The 13,056-nt window shown below is 36.7% G+C and carries 6 protein-coding genes; all 6 read right to left on the reverse strand.

Annotated elements, in window-relative coordinates:
• Nucleotides 1-5: 5 nt before the first annotated feature.
• The 6 genes from BUF11_RS18025 to BUF11_RS24960 all read right to left on the reverse strand — a co-directional run bounded on the left by BUF11_RS18025 (nt 6) and on the right by BUF11_RS24960 (nt 13,016).
• Entirely contained in the window at nt 6-8,234 is an 8,229-nt protein-coding gene (locus tag BUF11_RS18025; RefSeq protein WP_073590262.1) for a non-ribosomal peptide synthetase, read from the reverse strand.
• Nucleotides 8,235-8,250: 16 nt separating this feature from the next.
• Nucleotides 8,251-10,479: an ABC transporter permease gene (locus tag BUF11_RS18030; protein ID WP_073590263.1), complete on the reverse strand. Its 2,229-nt coding sequence runs from the start codon at nt 10,477-10,479 to the stop codon at nt 8,251-8,253.
• A 39-nt stretch (nt 10,480-10,518) separates the two neighbouring features.
• Nucleotides 10,519-11,217, reverse strand: coding sequence for an ABC transporter ATP-binding protein (locus BUF11_RS18035; protein ID WP_073590264.1), 699 nt, complete (start codon nt 11,215-11,217; stop codon nt 10,519-10,521).
• A 121-nt stretch (nt 11,218-11,338) separates the two neighbouring features.
• A complete protein-coding gene (locus BUF11_RS18040; protein WP_073590265.1) occupies nt 11,339-12,064 on the reverse strand; it encodes a thioesterase II family protein in 726 nt (241 codons plus the stop codon).
• Nucleotides 12,065-12,341: 277 nt separating this feature from the next.
• A complete protein-coding gene (locus tag BUF11_RS18045) occupies nt 12,342-12,818 on the reverse strand; it encodes a GNAT family N-acetyltransferase (RefSeq protein ID WP_073590266.1) in 477 nt (158 codons plus the stop codon).
• Between the two features lie 75 nt (nt 12,819-12,893).
• Complete coding sequence (locus tag BUF11_RS24960) at nt 12,894-13,016, reverse strand: hypothetical protein (protein ID WP_278277155.1); 123 nt, start codon at nt 13,014-13,016, stop codon at nt 12,894-12,896.
• Nucleotides 13,017-13,056: the final 40 nt, after the last annotated feature.

The following is a 13,056-nucleotide window of genomic DNA, read 5'->3' on the forward strand; positions in this document are numbered from 1 at the left end:
CTTTCTTAATTTAGGAACTCATTAATTTTTTCCGCTAAGCCTACAACATTTTTACTCTCAAAAATAGAAACATGATCTCCGGGTACTTCTTCATACTGGATTTTTTCCTCTATGTATTTGCTCCATTCCAGCCTGTCCTCAATCATTTCCTGCTCTGCACCGATAAATAATCCCCTTGCCTTAACAGATGTTTCCGGAATGAAGCTATCCCTCGCATTTACAAAGCTTCTGATTCGGTTCAGATACATAACAAAGCTTCTTGCATCCTCTGAGTTCTTCTCCGGAATGACTCTTAAGATAGTGGAAGGCACCATCTGTTTCATAAGATTAATATCCATATTGCCTTTCTTCGCATATTCGGTAATTACGCTCCAAATATCGTCCAATGAGCTAATTTCCGACAGCTGCTTCACCGGCAAAGAAATCATCTGCTTAAGCAGCCTGATTTCACTGCCTGTCTCAAATGCCATGACTTTTTCTTTGCGTATCCTGCTTGGCGCATTTGAATTAATCAATATGAGATGACTGACCTTTTCGCCTCTTGCCTCCAACTGCCTGGCAATCTCAAATGCTATTGTGCCGCCTACACACCACCCGCCGATTTCGTATGGACCATGTGGTCTGACCTTGAGCATCTTTTCAATATATTTTTCCGCAAGTTCTTCCACCGTTACATTTTGCGGTGCTATACTCTCTGACTTAATAGCATTAAATGCCCAACAATAGTAGCTGCTGTCAATGTATTTACACAATTCTACATAAACCCCTACTTCACCGCTTCCCGCATGTACGAAGAATATATCTTTCTCCTGATCCGTACCTTCTTTTATCAGCATCATATTTCCGATATTATCTGTATTTTTTGAAGTACCTTTTTCTGATATTCTCTTGGTCAATTCTTCAATTGTGGGATTTGAGTACATCTCCGTTAATGATATTGATATTCCTTCATTTTCCGCCTTCGATACAATTTCAACTGCCTTTAAGGAATCTCCTCCCAAGTCAAAAAAATCATCCTTAATCCCGATCTGCTCCATGCCAAGAACTTCCTGCCATACCTTTACAAGCTTTTCCTGATTGTCTGTCGTTGGCCTTATATAAGCACTGCTCTTATTTTTTACCGTAACAGGCTTTATCAGCTTCTTTTTATTGACCTTACCATTTCCGGACAGGGGTATTTCCTTTATCTGAATAAACTTTGCAGGCACCATGTAATCCGGTATTCTCTGACAGAGGTATTTTTTCAATTTGTCCGTTGTAACAGAAGGACCCTCTACATGCTTTTTACCAATCATCACATGATTCCCGAAAACCCCGGACAGTTCCTCTTTCTTAGGAAAAGCATCAAAATTGACAAAACCAGCTTTATTAAATTGATTTCTCCACTTTTCCACACTTAGTAAGGGTTGATTATTCTCGATACGTTCATCCTGAAACTGACTCAAGCCTTCAATGAATCTTACACTTGCCAGCTGCTGCCTTGAATTCCTTGTCCCTTCTACTATTAACAGCCTTCCGTCATCTGCCAGCAAGATTTTTAACCTTTCCAAAGCATCCTGTATATTTTCCGCATCGTGTATAACATTGGCGCAAATAATTAAATCATAAGCAGCAAAATCATAACCCTGTATCTGCGCATCCACATTAATATCAAGCAGGCCATATTTTATAAAAGGATAGTTTTCATAACGCTTTTCAGCCTGCTCCAGGAAAAAGTCCGACAAATCCGTAAAAGTATATTCTGTACATTCCGGTCGAAAAACAGGGAGTATCTCATCTGTAGTTCCTCCTGTTCCCGCACCGACTTCCAATACTCTTAGTTTCTTCTCACCCTTATGCGATGTAACAATGCTCTTTACCGTTTCCACCACAATGGAATTCATATATTTTGCAATCGGGCTAAATTTGTACAAACTTTCAGCTGTATTAAATGATCCCTTGGGGAAAAACAGCGTAAGTGGATTTACCTTTCCCCTCATCATATTAACGTGGTTCATTCCGCTTAATTTCAAATACTCCAATGGTGTCTGCAAATCCTCCGACGGCTCCATTTCATATAAATCATCCCATAATTTTTTAATATCATATGGTGTAATTTCTTTAAGTAATCGAATCCCGCCATTTTCATATTTTAAATAAGCATCTTCTGCCGCAATGTCCAGCCAGCTATGGAACAATTTATAATATTCAGGTAAAATCTGCACTTTCTCGTCAATTTCTTCGAATGAAAGGTTCTCTTTAGTAAGCTCATTTATCTTTAGTTCAATAAGTGCATTCAAAATATAAGCCGTACTAATCTGCTCTATGACAGCATTCAGCTTTTTTAAAGAACCAAGAGATACCTCTCCCTGATATTTCTCAGAAGCATTTTGGGTATTATCATAAATGAACCTGTCATTTTCATCTGGTATGTAAGCTTTGTCAATCCCTGTATCTAACACCACATAACCAATTAACTGCTTTCCTCCATTCTCTGCCTGATACAGATCAGCAATAGAATTAGAAACCCCTTCACATTCATTTAATGCAGACTCAATTTCTCCATACTCCACCCTGTAACCTCTGATTTTAACCTGGGAATCCCTGCGCCCCATAAATTCTACGCAGCCCTCCGGGCACATTCGCCCATAATCTCCGGTTTTATAGATTCTTCCGTATTCCTGGTGCCAAATAAAAGTCATATCTGTCTTTAATTTGTCGTTGGCATACTCTTTCGCAACTCCTGTTCCTCCAATATATATTTCTCCTATAACACCGATCTGGCAAGCATTCCCCTCATCATTCAGCACATAAATTTTCTGGTTTGCAAGAGGTTTCCCATACGGTATACTTGACCACGAAGCCTGTACCTCATGAATGGGATAATAGATGGACCATATGGATGCTTCCGTTGCGCCTCCAAGGCTGCAAATATCAGCTTGTATAAAATATTTTCTGATTTTATCTATTATATTTAATGGAATCCAATCTCCACTCATCAATATATTTTTTAAATTTGTATCCTTAAAATCATCCTCCAGATGATTAAGCAACATTTCCATAATAGAAGGGACAGAATTCCAGAATGTGATTTTCTTGCTTTTCATAACATTTAAGATTTCTTTCACATTCCTCTGATCCTTAACCATAACTAATTCTGCTCCTGTACTAAATGCTCCAAAAATGTCATACACAGAAAGGTCAAAACACATGGAGGAAAGACCGATTATTTTATCTGTACTTGTTACCTGAAATTTATTGTTAATGTCAAAGATTGTATTTGAAACCGCCTTATGTTCTATTACAACTCCTTTCGGCTTTCCTGTACTGCCCGATGTATATATTATATAGGCCACTCTGTTGACATCCGTATCATGGGTAAATGAAGCTTCACACATATCTGCCCCATATTCCTGATAGCTTTCCTTCTTTAGGCAAAGTACACTATTACTGTCATCTGATATATATTTCTGACGTTCCGCAGGATACTCGGGGTTAATAGGAACATATGCCGCTCCGATTTTTAGAACCGCAAGAAGGTTTACAATAGTTTCAATACAGCGTTCCACAATGATGCTGACATGATCGCCTGCAGCCACATTTTTTTTGCTTAGACAATTTGCCATCTTATTGGAGCGTTCCTCTAATTCTTTATAGGTATATTCCTTATCACCGCAGCTTACTGCCGGGAAGTCCGGATATTCATCAGCACTGCTTTTAAACATACCCTGCAAGGTAGCCGGTTCTATCTTTTCATAGGTGTCGTTATATCTGGCTAACAGCTCCAGATTTTTTTGGCTTAATGTGATTTCTCTGACCGTATCATCAGCAATACTATCAATTATATCAACATATTCACGGAACATCTCATCAATCATATCCTGGTCAAAAATTCCAGCCGGATAATCCCATACAACCTGCAGTTCACCATCCGTTTCAATAATCTGATTGTCCAGATATACCTGCGGCGTCTGGCTTCTTGCATATTTCACCTGAACCATATCCTTATATAAAGATGCCGCATCCTCATACAAGGCACAGGTGAACACATAAGGCATTACCGCCTGTGATACCTGATTGCGGTACTTTGCAATCTCACGTGTAAATTCAACCCCGCTATAGTGTCTGTGCTCTAAGGCCTCTGCTAATACCTTCTGGACATTTTCTACCTGATCCCAAAAATCCTTGCTATTGCTTAAGTCAATATCCAGCAGCAGAATGCAGGTAAAATCACCCACTAACTTTTTGACCTCTTCATGAAAAGGATATCTGCTAAATACCGTTGTATTAATAGCAAGTCTGCTGTTACCGCTCCAAAAGCTTAATATTTTTGAATAAATTGTACATAATAAGCCTGCTACCGTAACGTTATGCTTCTTAGCAGCTTCTTTCACCATATTCCATCTTCGTTTCTGCAAAACAAACTGCTTTCTCTGAAACTCTACTGTATCAAGGGTATTCGTATCAATTTTTAGATTAAGAGCCGGTGGAAAGGGGAAATCCTCCAATTTATTCATCCAGTAATCTTTATGCTTTTGATATACTTCTTTTGTTTTGAAATCCTTTAGGGCTAACGTATAATCCCGAAAAGTAAATTCAATTTCCTCGTCCTGCTGTTCTGACGAATTATAATATTTCATCAATTCTTTCATGAGAATAAACAGGCTGGCTCCGTCAATGATTAATATATCAATGCCAAAGCTTAGCTGATATTTATTATCACCGAGCTTAAATGCTTTCAACTCAAATAAAGGCCATTGCTCTAACGGAAAAACATATTTCTCCATTCTGCTGCGCTCTGACATTAATCTGCGGTTTTTGAAATCCTCCGAGACAGTTGTCATATCCTCAATAACCATTTTATATTCCGGTACGTCTTCTAATATCCGTTGATTTCCGGATTCCATCACGATTGCCCTCATCATGGGATGACGCTTTATGACACAATTTAAGCTTTTGTTCAACTTGCTCATATCCATACCCGTTTCAAATTCGGCATAGAAATGTGTTGAAAACCCGCCCAGCTCAAATTGCTTATTTCTTCCGATCAGATACGCCATTTGAATATCATTTAACGGAAACTCTTTATACCGGTTTTCAAGATCAGGTTCATAGGTATTTATTCTGTCCATTTCCATTATCTTATTGTCTTGATTAGCATCCATATTCTCTACATATGCAGCTAACTTTTTTATCGTGGGATATGCATATAAATCCGAAACTGATATTGCGATATTTTTCTTATTAGCATAGGACGTCAATGTCATAGCAATTATAGAGTCTCCGCCTATATCAAAGAAATTATCGTTAATTCCTATTTCTCTGATTGTGAGTGCTTCCTGCCATACATCTGTCAGCACAACCTCCATATTGCTTTGCGGCTTTTCATAATTGCCGGCTGTTACTTCCGGAATATAACTCATGAGCTTCTTTCTGTCCGCTTTTCCATTCAAAGTAACAGGAATACGTTCAATTTGTATAATACAAGATGGAACCATATAATGGGGAAGTATTTCGGACATTGCTTCCTTCATCTTCTCCACATCAATCGTCTGCCGGGAAACAATAAATGCAAACAACTTTTTATTACCATTCTCATAATCATGGACCACAACAGCAGCAGTTTCTATTTCTTTATTCATATTTAGAATGCAGTCCTCGATTTCACTCAGGCTGACTCTGAACCCCCGTATTTTTATCTGCTTGTCAAGGCGCCCCATAAAACCGATATTCCCATTTTCCTCCCAGTACGCCAAATCACCGGTCCGATACATAATACCGTTTTTTATAAACGGATCAGGCTGAAATTTCTGCTTTGTAAGTTCTTTATCCTTGAAATAACCGGCTGCTACACCATACCCTCCCGTATATATTTCACCCAACATACCTGAATCCAAAAGGTTTCCGTAGACATCCAAAATATAAACAGTTGAATTCGTAACCGGCTTTCCAATTGAAACATTGCCCTTCTTGGCCTCACCGGCCGAATAGCAGGCTGTAAATGTGGTATTCTCCGTAGGCCCATAGCCATTGATCAAATCCAGCTTCGGATAGCATTCCTTTACCTTATTGAAATGAGTGGCTGAAGCAATATCCCCACCTGTAAGAAGCTTTTTTAAGTTGGAAAACATAGTAATATCATTTTCCACAAATTGATTAAATAAAGCTGTCGTCAGCCACAAAATAGTTATCTTTTTATCTACTAATTCATGTTTCAGCTCCCTGGGATTCAAAACAGTTTCCTTCGGAACAAAATATAATTCCGCCCCGCATAAAAGTGCTCCCCATATTTCAAAGGTAGACGCATCAAAGACAATCGAGCCTGTTTTTAGTATTTTATCTTTTTCATTTATTTGGATATAATTAGTATTCTTTACAAGACGGATGATACTTTTCTGTTTAATCATTACTCCTTTCGGTTTATTCGTAGTTCCGGAGGTGAACATGACATATGCCAGGTCATCGCCGCATATCTCGGGTTGTAATACAGTTTCTTCTGCCTTCCATCTGTCTTCCTTATCCAAATATACAATCTCCAGGCCACTTTCAAAAACATTTGGCATATCTGAAGTCATTAATACGATTCTTGTTTCTGCTTCTTCCAGCATATCATGGATTCTGCCCGTGGGGTAAGATGGTTCAATGGGCAAATATGCCCCGCCGGCCTTTAATATCCCCAGCATTCCTATAACCATTTCAATCGAATCATTTGCAAAAACACCTACTAATTCACCCTTTTTAACCGCCTTGCATAACAGCACTTTCATTAGCCGCTCTGATTTTTCATCAAGCTCCTGATAAGAAAGGGCTTTTGTTTTTTGAAACACTATTTTTTTATTCGGATACAAGGAAACCTGCTCCTTGAAAATATCAGGAATTGATTTTACCAGGCACGAGCTGTCCAATTCTTCATTAAAGACAGTAAGTATTTTATCCGTAATCTTTTTATCCGTTATTTGTATATCTTTTATCCTGATATCTTCCCTGCCGATAACCTGTTGAAACAGATAGGTCAGCTGCTTTTCTATTTTTTTTATAAAATGTTCACTATATTTATTTCCATTATATACAATGTAGTATTCCAAAGTTTCTTTCTGCATAATTTCCATGCAAAAATCATAATTTGTCTGTTGGTAGACCTCCCAATCTGTAATTGATATTGAATTCTTACTTTCAATACTCTGCATATTCCCTAATGGGAAATTTTGAAATGCAATTAAATGGGAAATAGTTTTATCTCCCAACTGGCAAACTTTCTGGATACGGTTCAACGAAGCATATTCAAATTCACTCGAATGTAAATAATTTTGCTGCAGCCTCTTTAATAAATCCGAAAACTTTTCTTCGGCTTTCGTCTGTACCCGAAAAGGCAGTGTATTGATAAACAAGCCTATCATTTTGTCTATGTCTTTTACCTTTGCATTTCTTCCCGATACAACGGTTCCAAATACGACATCATCCGTATAGTTATATTTTTGTAATAAAATCCCCCATACTGTGCTTACAATAATATTGGTTGTAATACCTATCTTTTGGGCCGTTTTCAAAATTCCCTGATATATTTCACTATCCAAAGAAAATCTGTATTCTTTTCTGCTATACTGCTGGTTATCAATATCTAAATCAGGCGGGATATCCGTAACATTTTCAATTCCATCCAGATACTTTTCCCAATATCGGTCACTTTTCATCTTATCCTGATTTTCAAGCCACTTTACATAATTCATATAATATGCGTTATGCTTTAGTTCAACAGCTTGCTTACTTATTAATGAATTGTAAGTTCTGAAAATATCTTCAGCCAAAATCCCCACACACCAGCCATCCATAATGATATGATGAAAGCTGAAAATGAATTCATATGTATCCTCTGCTGTTTTGAAAAGCTGGAAACGTACCAGATTATCTTTCTCCAGTACCATTCCCCTTTCCCTGTCTCTTAAGATATATTCCTTCAAGCTATCTGTTGCATTCTCCTCATTTGTAAGATCAGCAAATACAAAATCCAGTGTATTTTCCTTTACGACCAGCTGAACTGCTTTTTTCATTTTTTTATAAACAATTTTAGTCCTAAATGCATCGCACTCTTTGGAAGTCAGATTAAGTGCTTCTCTGAAAGCTTCCGCCTCTATCGTTCCGTTAAGCTTAAATATGCCCTGCCCAAAATACGCATTACAATATGTTCCTTTTAAAACATGAAACAGCATTCCTTCCTGCATTGGCGTAAGATAGTACATTTTATCGATATTGTTCATCTATAACCCCTCTCCCTTAATCTCTTTGTTTTAATACTTCATTCATTGGAATTTTATTTGTATGGATGTTTAACAACGCATGACTGAATAAATACGTTGCTAAAATAATCAAAATAATAATCAAATAAGATATGTCTTTCATAAAAAATCCGATGTACCCCTGTATGCTTGAAGTCATTCTAAGCCAGAGCACATTCATCATCAGCTTACTGACAGGTATCGAGATGAAAACACTTAACACTACAACAAGGAATGAGCTGTTAAGATATGCTTTTCTGATTTCCCTGTTGTTATACCCAAACACCTTTGCAAGTGATATATAATTTTTATCCTTATCCACCAGGATTTTTACCAGAAGATAAATGGTAACGATACTGATTATCACCGCTGCCCCAATGAGCATGACGATCATGGACTTCATCATAGATACTATCGTCCTTGACGCATCAACTTCATCTTCCTTGCTGACAGAAGCATATAAATACGTATTCGGAATGTTTACCTCCTTATCAGAAAGCAGCACATTGAAAAACTCCGGATTATTACCCAGCATCCCGTTTAATGCTTTATCATTGATAAAAATATAGAGTCCATTGGCATAGTCATAAATACCCGCAATTTTCAGATGATATACATCATAGTTGCTCTTATTTTTCAGTTCTATCTCCGTTCCCTCTTCCAAGCCGAATTTTTCTGCTACTGCACTGGAAATATACACATCTTTATTACCGTCAGAAGTTTCAAGGGGATAAAACTGGTTATCATTACCGATTCCCCTAAGCGTAATGGTATAATCATCGTTATACATGCAGTTCACATCCACAACCTTTTCGACACCATTATTCTTAAGCTCGTAGGGCGCCTTCAGATAATAGGAATATTCATACGGAATTGATTTTTCCACATCTGCCGGATATTTCTCCAAAGAATATTTTATTCCTAAACCAAATAAAAGAAGAATGACTACAAACAATATGGCAATAAACAAAGTAATATAATTTTTCATACCGCTCATTACATTCCTGATTTTGAATTTTGTCATAAATTTAAAATGCTTTAAGTCTATATTGTTGCTGCCTATCATTTTTTCTTCTTTTCTAAGCAATCTAAGAACAGGGCTTGAAAGTCTCTTATTAAGCAATATTTCATCTACAATGACAACAATTATTACCGGAAGTGCAATCCCTATCACTATTAATCTGGCAGAGATGGATGACTTTACTATTGGAAAATTAAAAAATGACATAGGTGTTCGGGATACAATTTTCCTAATAAATGACATTCCTATGGCACAACCGATTATTGAGGAAACAGACATAATTACCAATGGCAGATACATATAATGCCTCACAATTTCCTTTTTTAAATATCCCATAGCATACAGCGTTCCGATATTGGCACTGTCTTCATTGATAATACTTATGACACTTATTGCAATTACATATGACAAAATCACTATCAATATACTGCACAGGAGGAAAACTATATTATTGTTCATTGTCAGCTTTTCTTTACAATAATTAATTCTGGGGTTATTTTCTGTTTTATAGGAATCAACTACATAGTTGTCTTTAGAAACAAGTTCCTTCATCTTATCAAGCAATACCTTTTGCTGTTCCTCTGACAACGAATTATCCCTAAAATTGTATGCATAGCTGTAAACAACTCTATCTGGAGCAAATTTGCTAAAGCCTTCCTCCGAAACAAAAGCAATTCCAAATGCTTCATGATTAGGAACGATATCTGTAATATTTTTAACTATCATTATGTAATCAGGACTGCTGCCATAGCCGGCAATACTCATATTTCTATTATCAATTACAAGAGTATCTCCTATTTCATAGGCATTACTTTTAGCAAAGTTTTCATCAATGAGAATATCATCATCCTGATGAAACCCTTCTCCCTTAACTACTTCTATAAGGTCCATCTTTTCCCGATTTTGAAATATCCTTAAGGTTTTTCCCTCTGATATTTTCGCATCAATATAAAAAGTCGCATCAATATCGAATCCCAGATTCTTTATGTTATTGATAAGCACTTCATCCATTTCTTTATTGACAACCATATTTCCGTCTTCAAGGTTATTTTTCTCCTGAAAACTATCCACCGCACCTATTGCATTTTCCGCAAAACTGCTATAGCCTACGATTACCATAACACTGATAATATTCAGCAGCATAAGACCTGTATATTTCGTCCAGTTGTCTCTAATCTCACGCAATATCCTTCTATTTAATTTCATATACACGTTACCCCTTTCAATATTGTCCTGTGATATTTTCTACCAGGTTAAATCGGCAGCCTGAACCGGCTTCTCATTGACATAATTCTCTGATACCAACCCATCCCGAAGATTGATAACCTGATGTGACATATTGGCTATGGCATTGTTATGTGTAACTATTAGAATTGTCGTATTATATTTCTTATTAATTTGTTCCAAAAGAGCCAGAAGTTCCTTTGATGATTTGTAATCAAGAGCACCTGTGGGTTCGTCACATAATAGCAATGCCGGATTTTTTGATAATGCTCTTGCTAATGCTGTTCTCTGCTGCTGCCCACCTGAAATCTGTCTTGGAAACTTTTTTTGATGATCCTCAAGCCCAAGAGTTCCAATTAATTCATCAACCTTTAGCGAGTCCTTAGATAAATACTCACAGACTTCAATATTCTCCCTTACAGTCAGATTAGGAATCAAGTTGTAAAACTGAAACACAAACCCAAGTTTGTTACGGCGAAATAACGCAAGCTTCTTACTGTTTAATTCTGTAATATCGATTCCGTCGATTTCGATACTCCCTGAATCCGGCTCCTCCAACCCTCCAATCAGATTTAAAAGAGTAGATTTTCCAGAGCCTGACGGTCCCAATATAGTACATATCCGTCCCTTTTCGACATTCAAATTAATATCGTTTATAATTACCATTCGATTCTCTTTTTCACCATAACTTTTTTTAAGATTCTTTACTTTAATAAACATTTTTCCATCCTCCCTGCTTTGTCTGTTCATTTTTACATAACACATTATTTTCCGGTCCGTTTATTATCATTTTATAAATGAATATATGTACATATATTCATTTATTGGTTTTAAAAATATATTATAATGCTTCGCAGACCTTACCGTAATTAAGAATTTCATCACTAATCAACTTCGCAATACTATTTTCCTGTCCAAACAGAAAAAAATGATCCCCATTAAAAATATACCGGTTACATTCCGTAGATGTGTACCTGCTCCATTCCATTTGACTCTTTTCAAGATTTTCCTCCTTGCTTCCATGAATCAATAACACCTTACTTTCGATTTTTCCAATATCACAGTCGGTAGGTTCATAATATTCTATGGCCTTATAATCATTCTTCACTAAGTCAAATAGAAGAAGCATCATATCTTTATTATCCAGAATGGCATTGGGAGTAGCATTCATATCTTTTAAAATTTTAATTGCCTGCTCCATCTTCATATTATCACAATCGAATATCCGATTAACCGAGCATGGTGCCTCCACTCCCATCAGGAATATAACATCCGGAAGCCTTTTCTTGTCTTTTTTGATTCTATGATATAATTCGTAGCATACAAGTCCTCCCATACTATACCCTAAAAGGCAGTATCCTGATTCCAAACTATCCTTAATCTGTACATAAGCATCGTCTGCCATATCCTTAATAGAACACATCAACTTCTCTTTAAATCTCGACCCATGTCCAGGATATTCCATGCGCTTGACTTTAATTAAATGATTCAATTGTTTTTCCAGGTTAATATAACTTGACGCCCCACCAATGGCATGTGGAAAAATGAATAATTTCTTTTTATTCATACTATTCGATTACCTCCTATACATATGAACATATTATCATATGTAAATATCAATTTCAACAAAAATATCCAATATCTGTATATATTATTGTCTGCATAAGGAATGCCCTTCCCTCTCTTTGGGGTACAAGAAAGAAGCCAAGTCTATAGGTCGTTTAGTCAACTTAAAAACTTAGCTTCCTGATTTTAAACTTATTACTTTATTATCAATTCAGAACTACCGTCTCAACGTGCAGTCTGTTACTCTCAAAAATTTACTATATTAAAAACAGTACTACTTACAATTCTAAAACTGTTATTGGCTCATTATTATAAACTTCACCGTTATCGCAAAAACCAAAGCTTTCATATAATTTTTTAGCCACTACATTATCTGACTCATATGGTATCCAGCAATACTTTGCTGTTCCTGCCGGAAATGTACGTATGTACTCCAGGATTTTTACCATTGCTTCACGTCCATACCCACGATTCTGATATTGTTCTCCTATCATCAGCCGTAATATACAGTAATTATCCTTCGCCATATCAGGCTGATCATATCCGGTATTTCCAAAAACAATCATAACAAAACCTACCATCTGTCCGTCAGCATAAATAGCAAAAGGCATCGGACAGCCTCCATTGGTTGCCAAAACATAACAAGATGCTACACTTGATAAATTGGATGCCACATAACGTTGTTGTTCCTTTGTTACCTCCAGTCGGAACAATTCCCTCCGATTATCCAATGTAATTTTGCTTAAAGTTATCATAATATTTTTCTCTCCCATTCTTTCTTTTTAAGTTCCATAAACAAATACATCGGAATTTTACAAAGCCATGCAATTCTAGGAATTTGTCCAGTCCTGCCACTTCAAATTCCTGATGATAAAGAGCAAACCTTCCCTGCCCATACCACTGCCTATATTATGTTCTCTTTTTTCATACCATGCTGATACATTTGAATTCATTTATAACCTCCTTGAGTTAGGATCCTTTTTAACCGGTAAT

The sequence above is a fragment of the Anaerocolumna xylanovorans DSM 12503 genome, assembly GCF_900143645.1.
GTDB lineage: Bacteria > Bacillota > Clostridia > Lachnospirales > Lachnospiraceae > Anaerocolumna > Anaerocolumna xylanovorans.

Excerpts from the sequence above, each read along its gene's own strand:
- BUF11_RS18025 (WP_073590262.1), bottom strand. The coding sequence starts at position 8,234 with ATGAACAATATCGATAAAATGTACTATCTTACGCCAATGCAGGAAGGA.
- BUF11_RS18045 (WP_073590266.1), bottom strand. The coding sequence starts at position 12,818 with ATGATAACTTTAAGCAAAATTACATTGGATAATCGGAGGGAATTGTTC.
- BUF11_RS18035 (WP_073590264.1), bottom strand. The coding sequence starts at position 11,217 with ATGTTTATTAAAGTAAAGAATCTTAAAAAAAGTTATGGTGAAAAAGAG.
- BUF11_RS24960 (WP_278277155.1), bottom strand. The coding sequence starts at position 13,016 with ATGAATTCAAATGTATCAGCATGGTATGAAAAAAGAGAACATAATATA.
- BUF11_RS18040 (WP_073590265.1), bottom strand. The coding sequence starts at position 12,064 with ATGAATAAAAAGAAATTATTCATTTTTCCACATGCCATTGGTGGGGCG.
- BUF11_RS18030 (WP_073590263.1), bottom strand. The coding sequence starts at position 10,479 with ATGAAATTAAATAGAAGGATATTGCGTGAGATTAGAGACAACTGGACG.